Origin of the sequence: Streptomyces rishiriensis, assembly GCF_030815485.1 — a bacterium.
Classification (GTDB): Bacteria; Actinomycetota; Actinomycetes; order Streptomycetales; family Streptomycetaceae; genus Streptomyces; species Streptomyces rishiriensis_A.
In genome coordinates this window covers 6,185,846-6,211,945 of sequence record NZ_JAUSWV010000002.1, presented here as the reverse complement: position 1 = coordinate 6,211,945, position 26,100 = coordinate 6,185,846, and the positions used below count along the sequence as shown (strand labels likewise).

The window sequence follows — 26,100 nt, the reverse complement described above, 5'->3', positions numbered from 1 at the left end:
CACGCGTCAGTTCCGTTCAGTTCGGTGACGACACCGCGGCCGTGCCGCTGCCGGTGCCCGGCTCCAGGGCGTCCAGCGCCCGGCGCAGGCCGGTGAGTTTGCGCTCGAGGTGCGCCGCGGTGGCCACCGCGGCCGCGTCCGCGGACTCGTCGTCCAGCTGCTTGGACAGGGCCTCGGCCTGCTCCTCGACGGCCGCGAGCCGCGCGGAGAGCTCGGCGAGCAGCCCCGCCGACTCCTTGACGCCACCGCCCGCGGCGGCCTTGCCGCCGCCACCCTCCAACTGCAACCGCAGCAGCGCCGCCTGCTCGCGCAGCTGGCAGTTCTTCATGTACAGCTCGACGAACACCGAGACCTTCGCGCGCAGCACCCACGGGTCGAACGGCTTGGAGATGTAGTCCACCGCGCCCGCCGCGTACCCGCGGAAGGTGTGATGCGGCCCGTGGTTGATCGCGGTGAGGAAGATGATCGGGATGTCCCTGGTCCGCTCCCGCCGCTTGATGTGCGCGGCCGTCTCGAAGCCGTCCATTCCCGGCATCTGGACGTCCAGCAGAATGACCGCGAAGTCGTCCGTCAGCAGTGCTTTGAGCGCCTCTTCCCCGGACGATGCCCGCACCAGCGTCTGATCGAGCGCAGAGAGGATCGCCTCCAGCGCCAGCAGATTCTCCGGCCGGTCATCGACCAGGAGGATCTTGGCCTTCTGCACCATGGCCCGCCCTCCTCGCCCCGGCAGTGCACCGGGCGCCGCCCCTGGGGACGACTCCTTTGCGCCGCCCTTCCTTGTGCCGGTCATGGTAGCCGCACCCCGACCGTCGCCACACCCTGTCACCGTGATGTCACTGTGCACGTAGCAGGAACGCAGCAGGAGACCAGAAGGTTCCCCGGAATCCACCCTGCTACACGACAACGGACACCCTGAGTCAGCAACTCCGGGCGCCCCGCGAAGGTTCCCGTCCCACCGCAGGTCACTCGTCCCGCATCCACTGCCGCATCACCGACAGCAGGTGATCGGGGTCGACCGGCTTCGTCACGTAGTCGGAGGCACCCGACTCGATCGCCTTCTCCCGGTCGCCCTTCATCGCCTTCGCGGTCAGGGCGATGATCGGCAGCCCGGAGAACTGCGGCATCCTGCGGATGGCCGTGGTGGTCGCGTAGCCGTCCATCTCCGGCATCATGATGTCCATCAGCACGACCGCCACATCGTCGTGCTGCTCCAGGACCTCGATGCCCTCCCGGCCGTTCTCCGCGTACAGCACCGACAGACCGTGCTGTTCCAGGACGCTGGTCAGCGCGAACACGTTGCGGATGTCGTCGTCCACGATCAGCACCTTCTCGCCGCCGAACCGGATGCCCGCGCGCGCGTGGGCCCCCGCCTCCTGCGCGCGGGCCGGCCACTGCTCCGGCCGCCCCACCTGCTCGCCGCCGCTCACCAGCCGGCGCCGGCGCCGGAAGAGAGCCGCGGGCCCGTTCTGCGCGTCCTGGTACGACCGCACCTCGGCCGGCATCTGGATCTCCGCGTCGGACAGCTCCGACATCTCGCGCGCCCCGCTCTCCGAGGCCACCAGGTCACCGGCCTCCAAAGCGGGCACGACCTGCTGGTAGCCCTGCGGCGGCAGCTCGCTGGGGTGCAGCGGCAGATAGAGCGTGAACGTCGAACCACGGCCCGTCTCGCTCTGCGCGTGGATCTCGCCGCCGAGCAGCTGCGCGATCTCCCGCGAGATCGACAGCCCGAGGCCCGTACCGCCGTACTTACGGCTGGTGGTACCGTCCGCCTGCTTGAACGCCTCGAAGATCACCCGCATCTTGCTCGCCGCGATCCCGATGCCGGTGTCGGTCACCGAGAAGGCGATCAGCGGCGCGTCCGCGTCGGTCAGCGAACCGGCCTCCAGCAACTGCTCCCGGATCGCCACCGGCACCTCCGCCCCGGCCGGCCGGATGACCAGCTCCACCGAGCCGGAGTCGGTGAACTTCACCGCGTTGGACAGCAGGTTGCGCAGCACCTGGAGCAGCCGCTGCTCGTCGGTGTGCAGCGTGGCCGGCAGCTCCGGCGACACCCGTACGGACAGGTCGAGGCCCTTCTCCGCGGTCAGCGGACGGAAGGTGGCCTCCACGTAGTCGACCAGCTGGACGAGCGCGATACGCGTCGGCGAGACGTCCATCTTGCCCGCCTCGACCTTCGACAGGTCCAGGATGTCGTTGATCAGCTGCAACAGGTCGGACCCGGCGCCGTGGATCGTCTCGGCGAACTCGACCTGCTTCGGCGTCAGGTTGGTGTCCGCGTTGTCGGCGAGCAGCTTGGCCAGGATCAGCAGCGAGTTGAGCGGCGTGCGCAGCTCGTGCGACATGTTGGCGAGGAACTCGCTCTTGTACCGCATCGACACCGCGAGCTGCTCGGCGCGCTCCTCCAGGACTTGCCGCGCCTCCTCGATCTCGGTGTTCTTCACCTCGATGTCGCGGTTCTGCCGGGCCAGCAGCTCGGCCTTCTCCTCCAGTTCGGCGTTGGACGCCTGAAGGGCCTTCTGCCGCTGCTCCAACTCGGCCGACCGCTCCCGCAGTTGCTCGGTCAACTCCTGCGACTGCTTCAGCAGCTGCTCCGTCTTGGTGTTGACGGAGATCGTGTTGACGCTGGTCGCGATCATCTCGGCGAGCTGGTTCAGGAAGTCCTTCTGGATCTGCGTGAACGGCGTGAACGACGCCAGCTCGATCACCCCGAGCACCTGGCCCTCGAACAGCACCGGCAACACGATCACCTGCGCGGGCGGCGCCTCGCCGAGCCCCGAGGAGATCTTCAGATACCCGGACGGGGCGTTCGCGACGAGAATCGTCCGCTTCTCCTCCGCCGCCGTCCCGACCAGTGCCTCGCCCGGCCGGAACGACGTCGGCATGGAGCCCATCGAATAGCCGTACGAGCCCAGCATCCGCAGCTCGTACAGATCCGCGTCGCCTTCCGCAGGCGGCATCGCCAGGAAGAACGCGCCGTGCTGCGCGGCCACCAGGGGGGGCAGCTCGCTCATGATCAGCGAGGCCACGTCCTGGAGGTCGCGTCGGCCCTGCATCAGGGCGGACACGCGCGCGAGGTTGCCCTTGAGCCAGTCCTGCTCCTTGTTGGCGATCGTGGTGTCGCGCAGGTTGGCGATCATCTTGTTGATGTAGTCCTGGAGTTCCTGGATCTCCCCGGACGCGTCCACGTCGATCTTCAGGTTCAGGTCACCACGGGTCACCGCGGTCGCCACGCGCGCGATGGCACGCACCTGCCGGGTCAGGTTCCCGGCCATCTCGTTCACCGACTCGGTCAGGTCGCGCCAGGTGCCGTCGACGTCCCGGACCCGCGCCTGACCGCCCAGCTGCCCCTCGGTGCCCACCTCACGGGCGACCCGGGTGACCTCCTCGGCGAACGACGACAGCTGGTCGACCATCGTGTTGATGGTCGTCTTCAGCTCGAGGATCTCCCCGCGCGCGTCGATGTCGATCTTCTTCGTCAGGTCACCCTTGGCGATGGCCGTCGTGACCATGGCGATGTTGCGCACCTGACCGGTCAGGTTGGACGCCATGCCGTTCACCGAGTCGGTGAGGTCCTTCCATGTGCCCGCCACACCCGGCACATGCGCCTGACCGCCCAGGATGCCGTCCGTGCCCACCTCGCGGGCCACCTTGGTGACCTGCTCGGCGAACGAGCTCAGCGTCTTCACCATGGTGTTGAAGGTGTCGGCGAGCTGCTGGACCTCGCCGCGCGCCTCGATCGTCACCTGCCGCGTCAGGTCGCCGTTGGCGACGGCCGCCGCGACCTGGGAGATGTTGCGCACCTGCATGGTCAGGTTCTTGGCCATCAGGTTGACGTTGCCGCTGAGGTCCTTCCAGATGCCCGTGACGCCCGGCACGTGCGCCTGGCCGCCCAGGATGCCCTCGGTGCCCACCTCGCGGGCCACCCGGGTCACCTGCTCGGCGAAGGACGACAGCTGGTCGACCATCGTGTTGACGGTGGTGACGAGCTCCAGGATCTCGCCCTTGGCGTCGACGGTGATCTTCTTCGACAGGTCGCCCTTGGCGACCGCGGTCGTGACCTCGGCGATCTGACGCACCTGGATCGTCAGGTTGTTCGCCATGAAGTTCACGGACTGCGTGAGGTCCTTCCAGGTGCCGGAGACACCCTGCACCTCGGCCTGGCCGCCGAGCTGCCCCTCCGTACCCACCTCACGGGCCACCCGGGTGACCTCCTGCGCGAACGACGACAGCTGGTCGACCATCGTGTTCAGGGTGTTCTTCAGCTCGAGGATCTCCCCGCGCGCGTCCACGGTGATCTTCTGCGAGAGGTCACCCCGGGCCACCGCGGTGGCGACCTGCGCGATGTTGCGCACCTGCGCGGTGAGGTTGCCGGCCATGCCGTTCACCGAGTCCGTCAGGTCCCGCCACACACCGGCCACGCCGGGCACCTGCGCCTGCCCGCCGAGCCGGCCCTCGGTACCCACGTCCCGCGCCACCCGGGTCACCTGGTCGGCGAAGGCGGAGAGCTGGTCGACCATCGTGTTGATGGTGTTCTTCAGCTCGAGGATCTCCCCGCGCGCGTCCACGTCGATCTTCTGCGACAGGTCGCCACGGGCCACGGCCGTCGTCACCTGCGCGATGTTGCGCACCTGGGAGGTCAGGTTCCCGGCCATCGAGTTGACGGAGTCCGTCAACTCCTTCCAGGTGCCCGACACACCGTCCACCCGGGCCTGCCCGCCCAGCCGGCCCTCGGTGCCCACGTCCCGGGCCATCCGGGTCACCTGGTCGGCGAACGACGACAGCTGGTCCACCATGGTGTTCACGGTGTTCTTCAGCTGCGCCATCTCGCCCGAGACGTCCACCGTGACCTTCTGCGACAGGTCACCGTTGGCCACGGCCGTGGTGACCTGCGCGATGTTCCTCACCTGTCCGGTGAGATTCCGGAACGCCGTGTTGACGGAGTCCGTCAGGTCCTTCCACGTCCCGGCCGCGCCCGACACCTGCGCCTGCCCGCCCAGCTCACCCTCGACCCCGATCTCGCGCGCCACGCGCGTGACCTCGGCGCCGAAGGCCGACAGCTGGTCGACCATCCCGTTGACGGTGTTCTTCAGCTCCAGCATCTCGCCGGCCACGTCCACCGTGACCTTCTGCGACAGATCACCGCTGGCCACGGCCGTCGTCACGGCCGCGATGTCCCGCACCTGAATGGTGAGGTTGCGGAAGACGGTGTTGACGGAGTCCGTCAGGTCCTTCCAGGTCCCCGCCGCGCCCGGCACGTTCGCCTGACCGCCCAGCTGCCCCGCGGCCCCCACCTCGTTGGCCACCCGCGTGACCTCGTCGGCGAAGGTCCGCAGCGTCTCCGTCATCTGGTTGATCGTGTCCGCGAGCTGCGCGACCTCGCCGCGCGCCGACACCGTCACCTTCTGCGACAGATCGCCGTTGGCGACCGCCGTCGTCACCTCCGCGATCCCGCGCACCTGGGCCGTCAGGTTCCCGGCCATGGTGTTCACCGAATCGGTGAGCTCCTTCCACACCCCGTCCACGCCGGACACCTGCGCCTGGCCGCCGAGGATGCCCTCGGTACCCACCTCGCGGGCGACCCGGGTCACCTCGACCGAGAACGCGGAGAGCTGGTCCACCATCGTGTTGACGGTGTTCTTCAGCTCGAGCATCTCGCCCTCGACGTGAACCGTCACCTTCCGGGACAGATCACCCTTGGCCACGGCCGTCGTCACCAGCGCGATGTCCCGCACCTGCGCCGTCAGCCGGTACGCCATCGTGTTGACGGACTCGGTGAGGTCCTTCCAGGAACCGGACATACCGCGCACCTGGGCCTGGCCGCCCAGCTTGCCCTCGGTCCCCACCTCACTGGCCACCCGCGTGACCTCGTCGGTGAACGTGGAGAGCTGGTCCACGAGGTTGTTGACCGTCCGCCCGACCTTCAGGAACTCACCGCGCAGCGGATGACCGGCCCCCTCCGGCGTGTGCGTCCTGAGCTCCATCCGCGGCGACAGATCACCCTCGGCGACCGCCGACAGCACCCGCCCGACCTCGGAGACAGGCCGTACGAGGTCGTCGACCAGCGCGTTCGAGTTGTCGATGGCCGTCGCCCAGGACCCCTCGGAGGCGCCCGTCTCGAGCCTCTCGGTGAGCTTTCCCTCACGTCCCACCATGCGCCGGACCCGCGACAGCTCACCCGTGAGGTGCAGATTCCGGTCCGCGACCTCGTTGAACACGGCCGCGATCTCCGACATCACGCCGTCCCCGGACACCGTGAGCCGCTTGCGGAAATTGCCGTCCCGCATGGACCCGAGGGCCCCCAGCAGCCGGTTCAGGGCTGCCGTGTCCACGACGGTCGTCCCGCCGCGTGGTGTGCGCGGCCTGCTCAGAGACTGTCCGCCTTTCGCGCGCGTCTTAGTGCCCCGCGTCGCTGCGCCAGACTCCACTTGTCCCTCCCGCAGGGATCGACCGATACCGCTGTGCCTGGGTGCTACTGCTCGCCGTACCTGTTGCCACTCGGCATCCCGCCCGATGAAATCAGGCGGACCCGGGGGGCTGCTGCCCCCTGTGCTCAGAAGACACCCAGTCTGCCCGGACCTTCACAACAAGCCTGCCCAGTGTTTCACCCTTGCCGAACCAGGCCATAACAGTTCGGCAGCTTCGCACATCGTCCGCACACCCTCGGGCGGAAACACTGGCGACCGGCATCCGTAGGGACCGGGAAGGTAAGTAACCTTGCATGCGGCTGTCCAGCCACGCCGGTCCGACCGGCCTGGGCGGTGGCACGAGCACGAGCGGGCATCGGAGGGGCGGCCGCACACATGACCACCGGACTGATCCCGGGGGGACAGACCCCGGACCCCCGGCCCTCCGGCACGCGCCCGCCCCACCAGCGTGGCGCCCTGACCGGCCAGGGCGCCCAGCACGTCGACGACCCGCAGAGGAGTCCAGTGATCACCGCGCGCGCGGCTGCCAGCTTCGAGCCCGTCGGGAGATCGGTGGCGACCGCCCGCTCCTTCGTCCGCGACACCCTCCAGGGCTGGGGCTTCTCCGACATCATCGACGACGCCGTGGTCCTCACCAGCGAGCTGGTCACCAACGCGGTCGTCCACGCGGGCACCCACGCCGACGTGCTGTGTCTGCGCAGCGCCGACGGCGTGCGCGTCGAGGTGTCCGACCGGTATCCCGAACGTGAGATTCCGCTCCAGGGCTCCCTCGCCACCATGGGCAGCCCGGACCGCGAAGGCGGCCGCGGCCTCCAGCTCTGCGCCGCGATCGCCGGCCGCTGGGGAGTCGAGTACACCCCCACCCACAAACAGGTCTGGTTCCAGCTCGACCTCCCCGACCGCCCCGTCGGCACTCGCACGGCCGGCCCCTCCCTCCCGGCCGACCTCCTCCCGCTCGCCGACAGCCGCGTGCGCGTGGCGGTCGTCCAGATCGACCGCACGGGCGCCATCTCGGCCTGGAACGAGGACGCCGAGGAACTCTTCGGCTACCCCGCCGACCAGGTCACCGGCAAACCCCTCACCGACCTCGCCGCCTGGCCGCACACGCCCGGCACGAGCACCGGCATCGTCGAGGCCCTCCAGCTCTCCCGCTGGGAGGGCAGCTACGGCATCCGCGGCGCCAACGGCCGCGTCACCCCCGTGTACGCCTCCCACCTCCGCGTCCGCGACACCGAAGGCGAGCCCTCCACCGTCTGCCTCCTCGTCCGCGACCACGAGCGGGCGGTCCTCCAGACACCGTCGCGCGGCCCGGCCACCGACCCGTCCACCGCCTCGGACGGCCAGAACACCGATCCCTTCGAGGTGTTCATCGGCTCCCCGGCCCCGGACGACCTCGACGGCCTCCTCCAGCGCACGGTCGAGCGCGCTCGCGACATGCTCGACGGCGACTCCGCCTTCCTCCTCCTGGCGACCGACGACGAGACGGAGCTCGAGGTCCGCGCCTCCACCGGCCTGCCCTCCGCCCGCCAGCGCTTCGCGCGCGTACCCGTCGAGGCGGGCCCCGGCCGCTACGGCTCGGCCCGCATGCCGGCCGTCCACGAGGACCTGCTGGCCGTTCCCGGCGCCGTACCCCTGCTGAACGGCACGGGCATGCGCTCGGTCGTCACGGTCCCGCTGAAGGTCGAGGGCCGGCTGACGGGCTCCCTCGGCGTGGCGGCGGAGGCTTCCGGCCGCTACTCCAACGAGGAGGCACTGCGCCTCCAGTTCGCGGCCGACCGTATCGCCCTGGCCGTGGAGTCGGCCCGCCTCGGCGAGTTGGAACGCCTGCGCCGCGGCTCCCTCAGTTTCCTCGTCGAGGCCTCCGACCTCCTCGCGGGCACCCTGGACCGCGACCAGACCCTGGCCCTCATGGCCCAGATGACGGTTCCGACCCTGGCCACCTGGTGCGCTGTCTACACGATCGCCGACCAGGCATCCGACCCCTACCTGTCGTACGTCCTGCACGAGGACGAGGAATTCATCGACGGCATCAAGTCACTGCTCTCGAAGATCGCGCCCCCCGACCCGGTCCCCACCCCCGGAGCGAGGGTCTGGGCGGCCCCGGCCGCCGCTGCGCACGACGCGGCCCTGCGCAGCTCCATGCGCAGCCTCGGCCTGACCGGCGGCCCGACCCACCAAGTGGCGTCCGGCGTCGGCCCCACGCTCGCCACCGCCTCGGCGGTGGGCGGCGAGACGGTCGTCCTTCCGCTGGTCGCCCGCAACCGCGTCATCGGCATGCTGACGCTCGGCAAGCCCACCGACGAACACTTCCGCCAGGAAATCCTCGAACTGGCCGAGGACTTGAGCCGCCGAGCGGCCCTCGCCCTCGACAACGCCCGCCTGTACTCGGAGCGCACAGCCATCAGCCAGGCCCTCCAGCGCAGCCTGCTGCCGCCGGAACTTCCCGAGATCGACGGCGTCGAGGTCGAGGTCATCTACCGCGCGGCCGGAGAGGGCAACGAGGTCGGCGGTGACTTCTACGACGTCTTCCCCATCAGCGACGGCGCGTACGGCTTCGCCATCGGCGACGTCTGCGGCACGGGCCCGAACGCGGCGGCGGTGACCGGCCTGGCCCGCCACGCCCTGCGCCTCCTGGCACGCGAGGGCCTCAGCGGCCCGGCCGTCCTGGAGCGACTGAACTCGGCCATCCTCGACGAGGGCGCCCGCAGCCGCTTCCTGACCCTCCTCTACGGCGAGATGCGTCCGCAGGAGGACGGCAGCGCCGAGCTGAAGCTGGTCTGCGCCGGGCACCCGCTCCCCCTGCGCCTGCGCCAGGACGGCACCGTCGAGCCGGCCGCCGAGCCCCAGCCGCTGCTGGGCGTCATGGAGGACCTGGAGCTCTACGAGCAGACGGTCACCCTCGACCCGGGTGACGTCCTCCTCTGCGTCACGGACGGCGTCACAGAGCGCCGTGAGGGCACCCGCATGCTGGGCGACGACGGCCTCGCCGACGTCCTCACCACCTGCACGGGTCTCACCGCCGGCGCGGTCGCGGCCCGCATCATGCGCGCGGTGGAGCGCTTCGCGTCCGACGCCCCTTCCGACGACATGGCAATCCTGGCCATGCGGGTGGCGTGAGAAAAGAGCGCACAGGGCATGAGAAAAGCCCCCGCCCGGAAGGGCGGGGGCTTTCTTTGTGGAGCCCTCTAACGGAATCGAACCGTTGACCTTCTCCTTACCATGGAGACGCTCTACCGACTGAGCTAAGAGGGCCAGTCGCCTTTTCGAGGTTTCCCTCGCGGCAACAGAACAGATCGTACCCCGAAGTGGCCGGTGTTCCCAAACTCGTTCAGAAGGCGGGCTGAAGCAGTCCGCCGAGCGCGTTGCAGGCGGTCACGATGCGCTGCATGTCCCGCTTGGTCAACGAGGCGTCCACCGGCAGCGCGAGGGTCTCGTCCGCCGCGAGCTCTGTCTCCGGCAGCGACGCGCACCGCCTGAACTCGGGCAGCCGGTGCAGCGGAATCTTCACCGGCACCCGGCACTCGACTCCCTTTGCCCGCAAGGCCCGCGCGAACGCATCCCGGTCGGGCCGGCCGTTCCCCGGCACCCGTACGACGTACTGCTGATAGGTGTGTCCGTCCCCGCCGTCCGGCATCCGCACCCCACGCAACCGCCCGTCCAGGTAGGCCGCCCGCTCCCGACGCCGCGCGATCTCGTCCTGCGACGCCTCGGACTCCCCCTGTTCCCACACCAGCAGCCCATGCCGCCGCCCCACACCGCGCAACTGCCCGACATCCGCCGTCCGGCCGAAGCGATGCACGACAACAACCGCTGCGGTACGCCGAGTTACGGCCGCTTCGACGGCGACCGGGTCCAGGCAGTACGTCACGGGATCGACATCGGCGAACACCGGAAGCGCACCCGCCAGAGCCACTGCTCCGGCGACTTCCACATTCCCGAAGGCCGGCACGATGACCTCGTCACCGACTCCGACGCCTGCGGCCCTGAGCATTGCAGCAGTACCCATGCCGTGGATGCTGGAGGCGGAACATGAACTTCAAGTGGCCGAAAACAAAAAAGGGTTGGTCCCTGAACCAAAGTTCAGGGACCAACCCTTTGAATAATTGTTCGGCGGTGTCCTACTCTCCCACAGGGTCCCCCCTGCAGTACCATCGGCGCTGTAAGGCTTAGCTTCCGGGTTCGGAATGTAACCGGGCGTTTCCCTTACGCTATGACCACCGAAACACTATGAAACACATGCAGCCGCACCATACCGTGACCATGGCATGGGGCCGTTCGTGGTTTCAGAACCAACACAGTGGACGCGAGCAACTGAGGACAAGCCCTCGGCCTATTAGTACCAGTCAGCTTCACCCATTACTGGGCTTCCACATCCGGCCTATCAACCCAGTCGTCTACTGGGAGCCTTAACCCCTCAAGGGGGTGGGAATACTCATCTCGAAGCAGGCTTCCCGCTTAGATGCTTTCAGCGGTTATCCCTCCCGAACGTAGCCAACCAGCCATGCCCTTGGCAGGACAACTGGCACACCAGAGGTTCGTCCGTCCCGGTCCTCTCGTACTAGGGACAGCCCTTCTCAATATTCCTGCGCGCGCAGCGGATAGGGACCGAACTGTCTCACGACGTTCTAAACCCAGCTCGCGTACCGCTTTAATGGGCGAACAGCCCAACCCTTGGGACCGACTCCAGCCCCAGGATGCGACGAGCCGACATCGAGGTGCCAAACCATCCCGTCGATATGGACTCTTGGGGAAGATCAGCCTGTTATCCCCGGGGTACCTTTTATCCGTTGAGCGACGGCGCTTCCACAAGCCACCGCCGGATCACTAGTCCCGACTTTCGTCCCTGCTCGACCCGTCGGTCTCACAGTCAAGCTCCCTTGTGCACTTACACTCAACACCTGATTGCCAACCAGGCTGAGGGAACCTTTGGGCGCCTCCGTTACTCTTTAGGAGGCAACCGCCCCAGTTAAACTACCCATCAGACACTGTCCCTGATCCGGATCACGGACCCAGGTTAGACATCCAGCACGACCAGAGTGGTATTTCAACGGCGACTCACCGTGAACTGGCGTCCACGTTTCAAAGTCTCCCACCTATCCTACACAAGCCGAACCGAACACCAATATCAAACTGTAGTAAAGGTCCCGGGGTCTTTCCGTCCTGCTGCGCGAAACGAGCATCTTTACTCGTAGTGCAATTTCACCGGGCCTATGGTTGAGACAGTCGAGAAGTCGTTACGCCATTCGTGCAGGTCGGAACTTACCCGACAAGGAATTTCGCTACCTTAGGATGGTTATAGTTACCACCGCCGTTTACTGGCGCTTAAGTTCTCAGCTTCGCCACCCCGAAGAGTGACTAACCGGTCCCCTTAACGTTCCAGCACCGGGCAGGCGTCAGTCCGTATACATCGCCTTACGGCTTCGCACGGACCTGTGTTTTTAGTAAACAGTCGCTTCTCGCTGGTCTCTGCGGCCACCCCCAGCTCGAGGAGCAAGTCCTCTCACCAGTGATGGCCCCCCTTCTCCCGAAGTTACGGGGGCATTTTGCCGAGTTCCTTAACCATAGTTCACCCGAACGCCTCGGTATTCTCTACCTGACCACCTGAGTCGGTTTAGGGTACGGGCCGCCATGAAACTCGCTAGAGGCTTTTCTCGACAGCATAGGATCATCCACTTCGCCACAATCGGCTCGGCATCAGGTCTCAGACTATGTGAACGGCGGATTTGCCTACCGTTCGTCCTACACCCTTACCCCGGGACAACCACCGCCCGGGATGGACTACCTTCCTGCGTCACCCCATCACTCACCTACTGCAAGTCTGGTCCGTCGGCTCCACCACTTTCCATTCCCCGAAGGGTCCGGAACGGCTTCACGGACTTAGCATCGCCTGGTTCAATGTTTGACGCTTCACAGCGGGTACCGGAATATCAACCGGTTATCCATCGACTACGCCTGTCGGCCTCGCCTTAGGTCCCGACTTACCCTGGGCAGATCAGCTTGACCCAGGAACCCTTAGTCAATCGGCGCACACGTTTCTCACGTGTGTATCGCTACTCATGCCTGCATTCTCACTCGTGAACCGTCCACAACTACCTTCCGGTGCTGCTTCACCCGGCACACGACGCTCCCCTACCCATCACAGCGGGCGTTGGCCCTATTGCTGCAATGACACGACTTCGGCGGTACGCTTGAGCCCCGCTACATTGTCGGCGCGGAATCACTAGACCAGTGAGCTATTACGCACTCTTTCAAGGGTGGCTGCTTCTAAGCCAACCTCCTGGTTGTCTGTGCGACTCCACATCCTTTCCCACTTAGCGTACGCTTAGGGGCCTTAGTCGATGCTCTGGGCTGTTTCCCTCTCGACCATGGAGCTTATCCCCCACAGTCTCACTGCCGCGCTCTCACTTACCGGCATTCGGAGTTTGGCTAAGGTCAGTAACCCGGTAGGGCCCATCGCCTATCCAGTGCTCTACCTCCGGCAAGAAACACACGACGCTGCACCTAAATGCATTTCGGGGAGAACCAGCTATCACGGAGTTTGATTGGCCTTTCACCCCTAACCACAGGTCATCCCCCAGGTTTTCAACCCTGGTGGGTTCGGTCCTCCACGAAGTCTTACCTCCGCTTCAACCTGCCCATGGCTAGATCACTCCGCTTCGGGTCTTGAGCGTGCTACTGAAACGCCCTATTCGGACTCGCTTTCGCTACGGCTGCCCCACTCGGGTTAACCTCGCAACACACCGCAAACTCGCAGGCTCATTCTTCAAAAGGCACGCAGTCACGACGCACCGAGTAAACTCGATGCGCGACGCTCCCACGGCTTGTAGGCACACGGTTTCAGGTACTATTTCACTCCGCTCCCGCGGTACTTTTCACCATTCCCTCACGGTACTATCCGCTATCGGTCACCAGGGAATATTTAGGCTTAGCGGGTGGTCCCGCCAGATTCACACGGGATTTCTCGGGCCCCGTGCTACTTGGGTGTCTCTCAAACGAGCCGTTGATGTTTCGACTACGGGGGTCTTACCCTCTACGCCGGACCTTTCGCATGTCCTTCGCCTACATCAACGGTTTCTGACTCGTCTCACAGCCGGCAGACTGTGAAAGAGAGATCCCACAACCCCGTACACGCAACCCCTGCCGGGTCTCACACGTATACGGTTTGGCCTCATCCGGTTTCGCTCGCCACTACTCCCGGAATCACGGTTGTTTTCTCTTCCTGCGGGTACTGAGATGTTTCACTTCCCCGCGTTCCCTCCACATACCCTATGTGTTCAGGTATGGGTGACAGCCCATGACGACTGCCGGGTTTCCCCATTCGGAAACCCCCGGATCAAAGCCTGGTTGACGGCTCCCCGGGGACTATCGTGGCCTCCCACGTCCTTCATCGGTTCCTGGTGCCAAGGCATCCACCGTGCGCCCTTAAAAACTTGGCCACAGATGCTCGCGTCCACTGTGCAGTTCTCAAACAACGACCAGCCACCCATCACCCCGAACCCTTACGGTCCGAGTGCACTGGGGCCGGCACTGAAGGCAGCCATACGGCCATACCCTCAGATACCCAACAGCGTGCCCGGCACTCCAGCCACTCGTGATCAGCTTTCCACGCTCCGAAGAGCAGTACTTGCAGCCCGAGATGACTGAAAATGCCGAATAATCAACGTTCCACCCATGAGCAACCAGCACCGGACGTACGCCGATGTACTGGCCTCTGACCGAGCGAACTCGGTAAGAAGTGCTCCTTAGAAAGGAGGTGATCCAGCCGCACCTTCCGGTACGGCTACCTTGTTACGACTTCGTCCCAATCGCCAGTCCCACCTTCGACAGCTCCCTCCCACAAGGGGTTGGGCCACCGGCTTCGGGTGTTACCGACTTTCGTGACGTGACGGGCGGTGTGTACAAGGCCCGGGAACGTATTCACCGCAGCAATGCTGATCTGCGATTACTAGCAACTCCGACTTCATGGGGTCGAGTTGCAGACCCCAATCCGAACTGAGACCGGCTTTTTGAGATTCGCTCCACCTCACGGTTTCGCAGCTCTTTGTACCGGCCATTGTAGCACGTGTGCAGCCCAAGACATAAGGGGCATGATGACTTGACGTCGTCCCCACCTTCCTCCGAGTTGACCCCGGCAGTCTCCTGTGAGTCCCCATCACCCCGAAGGGCATGCTGGCAACACAGAACAAGGGTTGCGCTCGTTGCGGGACTTAACCCAACATCTCACGACACGAGCTGACGACAGCCATGCACCACCTGTACACCGACCACAAGGGGGCGCCTGTCTCCAGACGTTTCCGGTGTATGTCAAGCCTTGGTAAGGTTCTTCGCGTTGCGTCGAATTAAGCCACATGCTCCGCTGCTTGTGCGGGCCCCCGTCAATTCCTTTGAGTTTTAGCCTTGCGGCCGTACTCCCCAGGCGGGGAACTTAATGCGTTAGCTGCGGCACCGACGACGTGGAATGTCGCCAACACCTAGTTCCCACCGTTTACGGCGTGGACTACCAGGGTATCTAATCCTGTTCGCTCCCCACGCTTTCGCTCCTCAGCGTCAGTAATGGCCCAGAGATCCGCCTTCGCCACCGGTGTTCCTCCTGATATCTGCGCATTTCACCGCTACACCAGGAATTCCGATCTCCCCTACCACACTCTAGTCTGCCCGTATCGAATGCAGACCCGGGGTTAAGCCCCGGGCTTTCACATCCGACGTGACAGACCGCCTACGAGCTCTTTACGCCCAATAATTCCGGACAACGCTTGCGCCCTACGTATTACCGCGGCTGCTGGCACGTAGTTAGCCGGCGCTTCTTCTGCAGGTACCGTCACTTTCGCTTCTTCCCTGCTGAAAGAGGTTTACAACCCGAAGGCCGTCATCCCTCACGCGGCGTCGCTGCATCAGGCTTTCGCCCATTGTGCAATATTCCCCACTGCTGCCTCCCGTAGGAGTCTGGGCCGTGTCTCAGTCCCAGTGTGGCCGGTCGCCCTCTCAGGCCGGCTACCCGTCGTCGCCTTGGTGAGCCATTACCTCACCAACAAGCTGATAGGCCGCGGGCTCATCCTTCACCGCCGGAGCTTTTAACCTCCACCCATGCGAGTGGAAGTGTTATCCGGTATTAGACCCCGTTTCCAGGGCTTGTCCCAGAGTGAAGGGCAGATTGCCCACGTGTTACTCACCCGTTCGCCACTAATCCCCACCGAAGTGGTTCATCGTTCGACTTGCATGTGTTAAGCACGCCGCCAGCGTTCGTCCTGAGCCAGGATCAAACTCTCCGTGAATGTTTACCGGTAATCCGGTCGACACCACGAGAGCGGAACAGCCAGGCGGAATAAGCCCGGCCGTTCACAGCGTCCTCGCTGTGTTTTTTTTCAAAGGAACCTCATCCTCGGCTATCACTGCCGGGGACGGGGTATCAACATATCTGGCGTTGATTTTTGGCACGCTGTTGAGTTCTCAAGGAACGGACGCTTCCTTTGTACTCACCCGAGAGACTCTCTCAGGCTTTCCTCCGGGCGCTTCCCTTCGGTCTTGCGTTTCCGACTCTATCAGATCTTTTCTCGACCCGATTTCCTCGGTGCTTTCCAGGTTCCCGCTTTTCTTTCGCGGTTTCCTTTCCGGCGGTTCCGACTTTATCAGAAGTTCTGAGTCGGATTTCCCGGCCCCTCTCGGTGGATCCGGCGCACGAAGCGTCCGGGGTTCCCGTTCAGGCGGAGACGTAAACGTACTGGAGCGGGGCTCCTCGATGCAAATCGAGGAGCCCCGCTCGGGGTTCACGCGTACGAGGGGCCGTGCGTCGGTCAGACCTCGACCACGACCGGCAGGATCATCGGCCTGCGGCGATAGGTGTCGGAGACCCACTTGCCCAGTGTGCGGCGGATGAGTTGCTGGAGCTGGTGGGGCTCGACCACACCGTCCTGAGCGGAGCGTTCCAGGACCTCGGCGATCTTCGGGGTGACGGCCGAGAAGGCCGAGTCCTCGATGCCCGAACCGCGCGCCTGGATGTGCGGACCTCCGGTGATCTTGCCCGTGGAGGAGTCCACGACGACGAACACCGAGATGATGCCCTCGTCCCCCAGGATCTTCCGGTCCTTGAGGGCCGGCTCGCCCACGTCACCGACCGAGAGGCCGTCGACGTAGACGTAGCCCGCCTGGACCTTGCCGGAGATCTTCGCCTTGCCCTCGACGAGGTCGACGACAACGCCGTCCTCGGCGATCACGATGCGGTCGTGCGGGACGCCGGTCATGGCGCCCAGCTCGGCGTTGGCGCGCAGATGGCGCCATTCGCCGTGGACCGGCATCAGGTTCTTCGGGCGGCAGATGTTGTAGAAGTACAGGAGCTCGCCCGCGGAGGCGTGGCCCGAGACGTGCACCTTGGCGTTTCCCTTGTGGACGACGTGCGCGCCCCAGCGGGTCAGGCCGTTGATGACGCGGTAGACCGCGTTCTCGTTGCCCGGGATGAGCGACGACGCCAGGATCACCGTGTCGCCGGGGACGATGCGGATCTGGTGGTCACGGTTGGCCATGCGGGACAGGGCCGCCATCGGCTCGCCCTGGGAACCCGTGCAGACCAGGACCACCTCGTGGTCGGGCAGGTCGTCGAGCGTCTTGACGTCCACGACGAGGCCCGGCGGGACCTTGAGGTAGCCCAGGTCGCGGGCGATACCCATGTTGCGGACCATCGAGCGGCCCACGAAGGCGACCCGGCGGCCGTACTCGTGCGCGGTGTCCAGGATCTGCTGGATGCGGTGGATGTGGCTGGCGAAGCTGGCCACGATGATGCGCTTGCGGGCGTTGCCGAAGACCGTGCGCAGGACGTTGGAGATGTCCCGCTCGGGCGCCACGAATCCGGGAACCTCGGCGTTCGTCGAGTCGGAGAGAAGGAGGTCGATACCTTCCTCGCTCAGACGTGCGAACGCGTGCAGGTCCGTGAGACGGCCGTCCAGCGGGAGCTGGTCCATCTTGAAGTCGCCCGTGTGGACCACCATGCCCGCCGGCGTGCGGATGGCGACGGCGAGAGCGTCCGGGATCGAGTGGTTGACCGCGATGAACTCGCAGTCGAAGGGGCCGATGCGCTCACGGTGTCCCTCCGTCACCTCGAGGGTGTACGGACGGATCCGGTGCTCCTGGAGCTTGGCCTCGATGAACGCGAGCGTCAGCTTGGAACCGATCAGCGGGATGTCCGGCTTCTCCCGGAGGAGGTAGGGGACGGCACCGATGTGGTCCTCGTGACCATGGGTGAGGACGATGCCCTCGATGTCGTCGAGGCGGTCCCTGATGGACGTGAAGTCCGGCAGGATCAGGTCGATTCCGGGCTGCTCCTCCTCGGGGAAGAGCACACCGCAGTCGACGATCAGCAGGCGGCCGCCGAATTCGAAGACCGTCATGTTCCGGCCGATTTCGCCGAGACCGCCGAGCGGGGTGACCCTGAGGCCGCCCGCCGGGAGCGGCGGGGGCGGGGCGAGTTCGGGATGCGGATGACTCAAAAGACTCTCCTCAACCACACGCGCCACGTACCGGTGGGCACGTGGCGCGCGTGACGTTCGTGCAGTAGCAGTTGTCTTGTGGATCGCAGGCGCCGGTGGCCTGCTATTCAGTTGTGAAGTCTGTTGTCAGAGCTGTACCCCGCCCGCGGCAAGATCGATCTTGAGCTGTTCGATCTCTTCGGACGAGCACTCGACCATCGGCGAGCGCAGCGGGCCCGCGGGCAGGCCCAGCAGGGTGAGTGCCGCCTTGGTGGTCATCACGCCCTGGGTGCGGAACATGCCCGTGTAGACCGGGAGCAGCTTCTGGTGGATCTCGGTCGCCTTCTGGATCTCCCCGGCGGTGAACGCCTCGACGAGGGCACGCAGGTCCGGGGTGACCACGTGGCCGACGACGGAGACGAAACCGACCGCGCCCACGGAGAGCAGCGGCAGGTTCAGCATGTCGTCGCCCGAGTACCAGGCCAGACCGGAGCGCGCGATGGCCCAGCTCGCGCGGCCCAGGTCGCCCTTGGCGTCCTTGTTGGCGACGATCCGCGGGTGTGCCGCGAGGCGGACCAGCGTCTCGGTGCTGATCGGGACACCGCTGCGGCCGGGGATGTCGTAGAGCATGACCGGCAGCCCGGCGGCGTCGGCGACGGTTGTGAAGTGCCGGTACAGGCCCTCTTGAGGGGGCTTGTTGTAGTACGGGGTGACGACCAGGAGGCCGTGTGCGCCCGCCTTCTCGGCCGCGCGGGCGAGTTCGACACTGTGGTGGGTGTCGTTGGTGCCGACGCCGGCGACGACGTGGGCACGGTCTCCGACGGCCTCCAGGACGGCTCGTACCAGGTCCGATTTCTCCGCGTCACTGGTGGTGGGGGACTCGCCGGTGGTGCCGTTGACGATCAGGCCGTCGTTGCCTGCGTCCACCAGGTGGGTGGCGAGCCGCTGTGCGCCGTCGAGGTCGAGTGCGCCGTCCGCCGTGAAGGGCGTGACCATGGCGGTGAGGACCCGCCCGAAGGGGGTCTGCGGAGTGGAGGTCGGAGCCATGGGTAACACGCTACTCGTTGCTCACCGTGGGGTCTGCCCGCGGGGGGTACGGAAAGTCATGACAAAGGTGGAACCCGGCACTGCCTGCTCGGGGGTTCAAGCAGTGCCGGGTCCGTTTGATCAGGCTAGATGAACTTCTCTAAATGCCGCAATACGGACACTTCGCGCGGATGATCCGTACATACGTCTCCGTAGCCCGATCTCCGTGGCACGTCTCCGTCGAGGCCGTCAGGGCGCGATTCGGCCGTTGGCGTTGAAGGCCGCGTAGGTGAGGGGCATGAGCCTGGCCCACTCCGCCTCCATCTTCTCGCCCACCATCTCGATCTCCCGCTGCGGGAAGGACGGGACCTTCGCCAGCTCGTGCTGGGTGCGCAGACCGAGGAAGTGCATCAGCGAGCGGGCGTTGCAGGTGGCGTACATGGAGGAGAACAGCCCGACCGGCAGGACCGCGCGGGCGACCTCGCGGGCGACGCCGGCGGCGAGCATCTCCTGGTAGGCCTCGTAGGCCCGGCGGTAGGAGTCCTCCATGGTGCGGTTGACGAGTTCCTGCTGGTCCTGGGTGCCCTCGACGAAGACGTACTTGCCGGGGCGGCCCTGCTGAACGAGTTTGCGGGACTCGCCGGGGACGTAGAAGACGGGCTGGAGCTCCCGGTAGCGGCCGGACTCCTCGTTGTACGACCAGCCCACGCGGTGACGCATGAACTCCCGGAAGACGAAGATCGGGGCGCTGATGAAGAACGTCATCGAGTTGTGCTCGAAGGGGCTGCCGTGCCGGTCCCGCATCAGGTAGTTGATCAGACCCTTGGAGCGCTCCGGGTCCTTGCCCAGCTCGTCCAGGGACTGTTCGCCGACGGTCGAGACGCGGGCGGCGAACAGGACGTCGGCGTCGGACGCGGTGTGCTTGACCAGTTCGACGGTGACGTCGCTGCGGAAGCCGGGCTTGAGGTCGTCGGCGGGGCTGTCGGTCACTGTGCGGGGGTCCTTCCGTCGCGTCTTCGGAGCGGCGCCAACTCTACGGGGGCCGTCGAGCGGGACCGCCCACGGGCGTGCCGCGGGGCGGGTGCGGGACGTCTGCCGATATGGGGCACGTTTTCGGGCACCCGCTCGTCTGTATCAGTGAAAGCGCCCGATCGCATGCCCCAGGAGGACGTACCCATCATGTTCCGCCGGCGCGAGCCCGTACCCTTCGCCTTCCTCGCCGAGGCCGACAGGTTCCGTAGCAATGTCACTCCCCCGCCCTCAGAGCACTCCTCCGCCGGTCAGGTAGCCGGGCGTTGGCTGTTCGGCCTCACCGTCGTGGCCGCCCTGGTGGGCTCTCTGGTCATCGGGATGCCGGCGCTGAGCCTGGACCATTCGTCGGGGGCACAGCAGTCGCAGGCGTCCCAGGGACGCTGACGTCTCCCACCGCCCGAATGGTGTGCCGGATACCCCCATGGCCCCCCGATGGTGGTGAGCCGGGACACAGGCGGATAGCCTCACCGGGCACAGCCCACGCATGGACGAGTGAGGACCAGCCGTGCCCCTGCCCTTCCTGACGGCCGACCGCTTCGAGGCGGCGGACGACGTCGCGCTGCCCTTCGAGGACCGTGAGCGCTGGCGGCGCCCCTACCGGCCCGGACCCTGGCGGGTCGGGGTGGCCGCGTTGGCGCTGCTGCTCGCCTCGTACGTGCTGTTCGCGGCGGTCATCATCGCGTTGACCGGGCCGATGTCCAGGGCAGGCGCCGTCTTCGGCTGCTCGGTGCTCGTGATCGGCGCTGCCCTGCGGTTGCTGCGTATGGGTGTGTGGGTGAGCGACCGCGGACTGCGACACGTGCGTTTCCTCCTCACCCGCACGCTGCCCTGGGAGCGCGTCGTGGCGGTGCGGACCGTGCAGCAGCCGGTGCGCTGGCTCGGGCTGCCGCGGACCGTCCAGGGACAGGCACTGACCCACGGACGGCGGGACCGCCCCGAGGAGGCCACGCAGCTGCTGACCACGCACGGGGCGGACTTCCTGGCGCGTCCCGAGGCGTTCGAACGGGCGGCCGACGCGATCGAGGCGTGGGCCGCGGAGAACCGGCGCGCCTGATCGCGCACGACCGTACGCCGAAGGGGCCGGTCCGCCAGGCGCGGGCCGGCCCCTTCGGCGTACGGCTCAGGCGGTCCGGACCGGCTTGCCGTCGTGCAGGCTGATCGCGCGTTGCATCGCCCTGCGGGCCCGGGGGGTGTCCCGGGCGTCGTGGTACGCGACGGCGAGGCGGAACCAGGTGCGCCAGTCGTCCGGGGCCGCCTCGGTCTCGGCCTTGCGCCGGCCGAAGACCTCGTCGGCCGAGTCGCGGTCGACGCGGCCGCCCGCGGTGCGCTTCAGTTCGTCCACGGGAAGGCCGCCCTCGGCGTCGAGTTCGGCGGCGAGGGCGTTGGCCCGGCGGACGAACTCGGTGTTCTTCCACAGGAACCAGACGCCGATGACCGGCAGGATCAGCACCGCCACCCCGAAGGTGACGGTCAGCAGTGTGCCGGACTGGATGAGCATGACGCCGCGGCTGCCGACCAGGACGAAGTAGAAGACCAGGACGGCGGCCGTGACGGCGTAGGAGAGCTTGGCACGCATGTCAGCCTCGGCCGAGGTCCAGGAAGTTCTCCAGGCCGAAGGTGAGGCCCGGAGTCGACACCACCCGGCGGGCGCCCAGCAGGATGCCCGGCATGAAGCTGCTGTGGTGCAGCGAGTCGTGGCGGACCGTGAGGGTCTCGCCCTCGCCGCCGAGCAGTACCTCCTGGTGGGCCAGCAGCCCGCGCAGCCGGACGGCGTGCACCGGGATGCCGTCGACGTCCGCGCCCCGCGCCCCGTCCAGAGCGGTCTCCGTCGCGTCCGGCGCCGGGGCGGTGCCCGCCTCGCGACGGGCCTCGGCGATGAGCTGGGCGGTGCGCGTGGCGGTGCCGGAGGGCGCGTCCACCTTGTTGGGGTGGTGCAGTTCGACGACCTCGACGGACTCGAAGTACGGCGCGGCGATCTGCGCGAACTTCATGGTCAGAACGGCTCCGATGGAGAAGTTGGGCGCGATGAGCACGCCCGTCCCCGGAGACTCGGCCAGCCGGCCCGTCAGGTGCGCGAGGCGTTCCTCGGTCCAGCCGGTGGTGCCGACCACGGCGTGGATGCCGTGCCCCACGCAGTAGTCGAGGTTGTCCATGACGGAGGCGGGCGTGGTCAGTTCGACCACGACCTGGGCGCCGCTCTCCGTCAGTGTCTCCAGCTTGTCGCCCCGGCCGAGGGCGGCCACCAGCTCCATGTCCTCGGCGGCCTCGACCGCCCGTACCGCCTCGGAACCGATCCGGCCCTTGGCGCCGAGGACCGCCACGCGCAGCTTGCTCATCTGTTGTGCTTCCTTACCGAAGTTGCCGAAGGCCTGCCGAAGAGGATCAGGCGACCGCGTCGTGCAGCCGGGAGGCCTGTTTGTCCTTGAGCGGGCCGATGACCGACAGCGACGGGCGCCGTCCCAGGATGTCGCGGGCCACCGAGCGGACCTCGTCCGGGGTCACCGCCGCTATCCGGGTCAGCATCTCGTCGACCGACATCTGCTCGCCCCAGCAGAGTTCGCTCTTGCCGATGCGGTTCATGAGCGCGCCGGTGTCCTCCAGGCCGAGCACCGTGGAGCCCCTCAGCTGGCCGATGGCGCGGACGATCTCCTCGTCGGACAGGCCGTGCTCGGCGGCCTGGTCGAGTTCGTCCCGGCAGATCTTCAGCACGTCGTGCACCTGGCTCGGGCGGCAGCCCGCGTACACGCCGAAGAGGCCGCAGTCGGCGAAGCCGGAGGTGTACGAGTACACGCTGTAGGCCAGGCCGCGCTTCTCGCGGACCTCCTGGAAGAGCCGGGAGGACATGCCGCCGCCAAGGGCGGTGTTCAGCACGCCGAGCGCCCAGCGCCGGTCGTCCGTGCGGGCCAGACCCGGCATGCCGAGGACGACATGCGCCTGTTCGGTCTTGCGGCCGATCAGCTCGACGCGGCCGGCGGAGCGGATCGCGCGCCGGCCGCCGCGCGGGGCGACGGGCGCGGCGTCCTGGTCGCCGAGGGCGCCCGCCTTCTCGAAAGCCGCGCGGACCTGGCGTACGACCTTGTTGTGGTCGATGTTCCCGGCGGCCGCGACCACGAGGTGGGTCGGGTCGTAGTGCTTCTTGTAGAAGCGGCGGATGCGGTCGGCGGTGAGGGCGTTGACCGTGTCGACGGTGCCGAGGACCGGGCGGCCGAGGGCGTTGTCGCCGAACATCGTGTGCGCGAACAGGTCGTGCACGCAGTCGCCGGGATCGTCCTCGGTCATCGCGATCTCCTCGAGGATCGCGCCGCGCTCGACGTTGACGTCGTCCTCGCGGATGAGGGAGCCCGTGAGCATGTCGCAGACGACGTCGATGGCGAGCGGCAGGTCGGCGTCGAGCACGCGCGCGTAGTAGCACGTGTACTCCTTCGCCGTGAACGCGTTCATCTCGCCGCCGACCGCGTCTATGGCGGAGGAGATGTCCAGCGCGGACCTGCGGGTCGTCCCCTTGAAGAGGAGGTGCTCCAGGTAGTGCGTGGCGCCGTTCAGGGACGGCGTCTCGTCCCGGGAGCCGACGTGCGCCCAGATGCCGAAGGTGGCGGAGCGGACCGAGGGGAGGGTCTCGGTGACGATGCGCAGGCCGCCCGGGAGGGTGGTCTTGCGGACGACACCGATGCCGGCCGTGCCCTTGATCAGAGTTTGGGTACGGGCGACGGCCCGCGCCTCCGAAGAGGTGCGGGCCGTCGCCTGGGAGCTACTCGACGTCACTTGTCGGAGTCGTCCTTCGTGTCCTCATCAGCTTCCTCGCCCTCGATCACGGGGATCAGGGAGAGCTTGCCGCGGGAGTCGATCTCGGCGATCTCGACCTGGACCTTGGAGCCCACACCGAGCACGTCCTCGACGTTCTCCACGCGCTTGCCGCCGGCGAGCTTGCGGATCTGCGAGATGTGCAGCAGTCCGTCCTTGCCCGGCAGCAGCGACACGAACGCACCGAAGGTCGTGGTCTTGACGACCGTACCCAGGTAGCGCTCGCCGACCTCCGGCATGGTCGGGTTGGCGATGCCGTTGATCGTGGCACGGGCGGCCTCGGCCTGCGAGCCGACCTGGGCACCGATGTAGATGGTGCCGTCGTCCTCGATCGTGATCTCGGCGCCGGTGTCCTCCTGGATCTGGTTGATCATCTTGCCCTTCGGGCCGATGACCTCACCGATCTTGTCCACGGGGATCTTGACGGTGATGATCCGCGGGGCGTTCGGGGACATCTCGTCCGGCGTGTCGATCGCTTCCATCATCACGTCGAGGATGTGGAGGCGGGCGTCGCGGGCCTGCTTGAGGGCCGCGGCCAGGACGGAGGCCGGGATGCCGTCCAGCTTGGTGTCGAGCTGGAGGGCGGTGACGAACTCCTTGGTGCCGGCGACCTTGAAGTCCATGTCGCCGAAGGCGTCCTCCGCACCGAGGATGTCGGTGAGGGCGACGTAGTGCGTCTCGCCGTTGATCTCCTGGGAGATCAGGCCCATGGCGATACCGGCGACGGGGGCCTTGAGGGGCACACCGGCGTTCAGCAGCGACATGGTGGAGGCGCAGACCGAGCCCATGGACGTCGAGCCGTTGGAGCCGAGGGCCTCGGACACCTGACGGATCGCGTAGGGGAACTCCTCGCGCGTCGGCAGGACCGGCACGATGGCGCGCTCGGCGAGGGCGCCGTGGCCGATCTCGCGGCGCTTCGGGGAGCCGACGCGGCCGGTCTCGCCGACGGAGTACGGCGGGAAGTTGTAGTTGTGCATGTAGCGCTTGCGGGTCACCGGGGAGAGGGTGTCCAGCTGCTGCTCCATCCGGAGCATGTTGAGGGTGGTGACGCCCAGGATCTGGGTCTCGCCACGCTCGAACAGCGCCGAGCCGTGCACGCGCGGGATGGCCTCGACCTCGGCGGCGAGCGTACGGATGTCCGTGACGCCGCGGCCGTCGATGCGCTTCTTCTCCTTGATCACGCGCTCACGGACCAGCTGCTTGGTGAGCGAGCGGTACGCGGCGGAGATCTCCCTCTCACGGCCCTCGAACTCCGGCAGGAGCTTCTCGGCGGCGAGCGCCTTGACGCGGTCCAGCTCGGCCTCGCGGTCCTGCTTGCCCGCGATGGTCAGCGCGGAGGCGAGCTCCGGGCGGACGGCGGCGGACAGCGCCTCCAGGATGTCGTCCTGGTAGTCGAGGAAGACCGGGAACTCGCCGGTCGGCTTCGCGGCCTTGGCGGCGAGGTCGGCCTGGGCCTTGCAGAGCACCTTGATGAAGGGCTTCGCGGCGTCCAGACCGGAGGCGACGACCTCCTCGGTCGGCGCCTCGGCGCCGCCCGCGACGAGCTGGATGGTCTTCTCGGTGGCCTCGGCCTCGACCATCATGATCGCGACGTCGCCGTCCTCCAGGACGCGACCGGCGACGACCATGTCGAAGACGGCGTCCTCGAGCTCGGTGTGCGTCGGGAACGCGACCCACTGGCCGTTGATCAGCGCGACGCGGACGCCGCCGATCGGGCCGGAGAAGGGCAGGCCGGCCAGCTGCGTGGACGCGGAGGCGGCGTTGATCGCCACGACGTCGTACAGGTGGTCGGGGTTGAGCGCCATGATCGTGGCGACGACCTGGATCTCGTTGCGCAGGCCCTTCCTGAAGGACGGGCGCAGCGGGCGGTCGATCAGCCGGCAGGTGAGGATGGCGTCCTCGGAGGGACGGCCCTCACGGCGGAAGAAGCTGCCGGGGATCTTGCCGGCGGCGTACATCCGCTCCTCGACGTCCACCGTGAGGGGGAAGAAGTCGAGCTGGTCCTTGGGGTTCTTGGAGGCGGTCGTGGCCGACAGCACCATGGTGTCGTCGTCCAGGTACGCCACGGCGGAGCCGGCGGCCTGCTTGGCCAGGCGGCCCGTCTCGAAGCGGATGGTGCGGGTGCCGAAGGTGCCGTTGTCGATGACGGCCTCGGCGTAGTGGGTCTCGTTCTCCACTAGCATTTTCTCCGTTACTTGTCGTCTTTCGTCCCTCGCTGCCCGTGTGGCAGGGGGACGGTGCGGAGAAGCGCTCCGTTCGGTGCGGGCCGGTCTTCGATCGAAGCCCTCGGGGATCTCTTTCCCGGGGGCCACTACCGAGGACCGGCGGCGGCAAGGAACGCTTCTCCTCGTTCGGGGTGC

General features: G+C 66.8%; 13 protein-coding genes, 1 tRNA gene and 3 rRNA genes. 3 read left to right on the top strand and 14 right to left on the bottom strand.

The features are described 5' to 3' along the window. Window positions 1-16: 16 nt before the first annotated feature. Window positions 17-706, bottom strand: coding sequence for a response regulator (locus QF030_RS30190; protein ID WP_307165723.1), 690 nt, complete (start codon window positions 704-706; stop codon window positions 17-19). 256 nt (window positions 707-962) lie between these two features. Then, window positions 963-6,425 (bottom strand): HAMP domain-containing protein, encoded by a 5,463-nt coding sequence (locus QF030_RS30185; RefSeq protein ID WP_307165722.1) that lies wholly within the window; start codon window positions 6,423-6,425, stop codon window positions 963-965. A gap of 375 nt (window positions 6,426-6,800) precedes the next feature. Between QF030_RS30185 and QF030_RS30180 the strand changes: the two genes are divergently transcribed. Further along, window positions 6,801-9,542 carry a SpoIIE family protein phosphatase gene (locus QF030_RS30180; RefSeq protein WP_307165721.1) on the top strand — a complete coding sequence of 914 codons (2,742 nt, stop codon included), beginning with the start codon at window positions 6,801-6,803 and terminating at the stop codon, window positions 9,540-9,542. Window positions 9,543-9,601: 59 nt separating this feature from the next. On the opposite strand, the gene QF030_RS30175 is transcribed toward QF030_RS30180, so the two are convergent. The 8 genes from QF030_RS30175 to thyX form a co-directional block, all read right to left on the bottom strand. Beyond that, a tRNA-Thr gene (locus QF030_RS30175) sits at window positions 9,602-9,677 on the bottom strand. Between the two features lie 76 nt (window positions 9,678-9,753). Next, complete coding sequence (locus QF030_RS30170; RefSeq protein ID WP_307167742.1) at window positions 9,754-10,416, bottom strand: DegT/DnrJ/EryC1/StrS family aminotransferase; 663 nt, start codon at window positions 10,414-10,416, stop codon at window positions 9,754-9,756. A gap of 114 nt (window positions 10,417-10,530) precedes the next feature. Then, window positions 10,531-10,647 (bottom strand): 5S ribosomal RNA (rrf, locus tag QF030_RS30165). A gap of 91 nt (window positions 10,648-10,738) precedes the next feature. Continuing rightward, window positions 10,739-13,861, bottom strand: a 23S ribosomal RNA gene (locus tag QF030_RS30160). Between the two features lie 310 nt (window positions 13,862-14,171). Next, window positions 14,172-15,697 (bottom strand): 16S ribosomal RNA (locus tag QF030_RS30155). The 16S, 23S and 5S rRNA genes sit together here, the layout of an rRNA operon. Window positions 15,698-16,216: 519 nt before the next feature. Beyond that, a complete protein-coding gene (locus QF030_RS30150; protein WP_307165720.1) occupies window positions 16,217-17,902 on the bottom strand; it encodes a ribonuclease J in 1,686 nt (561 codons plus the stop codon). Window positions 17,903-18,028: 126 nt separating this feature from the next. After that, window positions 18,029-18,928, bottom strand: a complete 900-nt coding sequence (gene dapA, locus QF030_RS30145; RefSeq protein ID WP_307165719.1) for a 4-hydroxy-tetrahydrodipicolinate synthase — start codon at window positions 18,926-18,928, stop codon at window positions 18,029-18,031. A gap of 228 nt (window positions 18,929-19,156) precedes the next feature. Beyond that, window positions 19,157-19,897 (bottom strand): FAD-dependent thymidylate synthase, encoded by a 741-nt coding sequence (thyX, locus tag QF030_RS30140; protein WP_307165718.1) that lies wholly within the window; start codon window positions 19,895-19,897, stop codon window positions 19,157-19,159. Window positions 19,898-20,086: 189 nt separating this feature from the next. On the opposite strand from thyX, the gene QF030_RS30135 reads away from it, so the two are divergent. Both QF030_RS30135 and QF030_RS30130 read left to right on the top strand, forming a co-directional pair. Further along, entirely contained in the window at window positions 20,087-20,323 is a 237-nt protein-coding gene (locus tag QF030_RS30135) for a hypothetical protein (RefSeq protein ID WP_307167741.1), read from the top strand. 121 nt (window positions 20,324-20,444) lie between these two features. Beyond that, on the top strand, window positions 20,445-20,993 hold the full coding sequence (locus QF030_RS30130; RefSeq protein WP_307165717.1) for a hypothetical protein: 549 nt from the start codon (window positions 20,445-20,447) through the stop codon (window positions 20,991-20,993). A gap of 66 nt (window positions 20,994-21,059) precedes the next feature. On the opposite strand, the gene QF030_RS30125 is transcribed toward QF030_RS30130, so the two are convergent. The 4 genes from QF030_RS30125 to QF030_RS30110 are packed head-to-tail and all read right to left on the bottom strand — an operon-like array spanning window position 21,060 to window position 25,917. After that, entirely contained in the window at window positions 21,060-21,515 is a 456-nt protein-coding gene (locus QF030_RS30125) for a hypothetical protein (RefSeq protein ID WP_307165716.1), read from the bottom strand. A gap of 1 nt (window position 21,516) precedes the next feature. Further along, a complete protein-coding gene (dapB, locus tag QF030_RS30120) occupies window positions 21,517-22,275 on the bottom strand; it encodes a 4-hydroxy-tetrahydrodipicolinate reductase (RefSeq protein WP_307165715.1) in 759 nt (252 codons plus the stop codon). A 46-nt stretch (window positions 22,276-22,321) separates the two neighbouring features. Next, a complete protein-coding gene (locus QF030_RS30115) occupies window positions 22,322-23,701 on the bottom strand; it encodes a M16 family metallopeptidase (protein WP_307165714.1) in 1,380 nt (459 codons plus the stop codon). Next, entirely contained in the window at window positions 23,698-25,917 is a 2,220-nt protein-coding gene (locus QF030_RS30110; protein WP_307165713.1) for a polyribonucleotide nucleotidyltransferase, read from the bottom strand. Before QF030_RS30110 ends, QF030_RS30115 begins: the two co-directional genes overlap by 4 nt. Window positions 25,918-26,100: the final 183 nt, after the last annotated feature.

Excerpts from the sequence above, each read along its gene's own strand:
- dapA (WP_307165719.1), bottom strand. The coding sequence starts at position 18,928 with ATGGCTCCGACCTCCACTCCGCAGACCCCCTTCGGGCGGGTCCTCACC.
- QF030_RS30125 (WP_307165716.1), bottom strand. The coding sequence starts at position 21,515 with ATGCGTGCCAAGCTCTCCTACGCCGTCACGGCCGCCGTCCTGGTCTTC.
- QF030_RS30180 (WP_307165721.1), top strand. The coding sequence starts at position 6,801 with ATGACCACCGGACTGATCCCGGGGGGACAGACCCCGGACCCCCGGCCC.
- QF030_RS30135 (WP_307167741.1), top strand. The coding sequence starts at position 20,087 with ATGTTCCGCCGGCGCGAGCCCGTACCCTTCGCCTTCCTCGCCGAGGCC.
- QF030_RS30190 (WP_307165723.1), bottom strand. The coding sequence starts at position 706 with ATGGTGCAGAAGGCCAAGATCCTCCTGGTCGATGACCGGCCGGAGAAT.
- QF030_RS30170 (WP_307167742.1), bottom strand. The coding sequence starts at position 10,416 with ATGCTCAGGGCCGCAGGCGTCGGAGTCGGTGACGAGGTCATCGTGCCG.
- dapB (WP_307165715.1), bottom strand. The coding sequence starts at position 22,275 with ATGAGCAAGCTGCGCGTGGCGGTCCTCGGCGCCAAGGGCCGGATCGGT.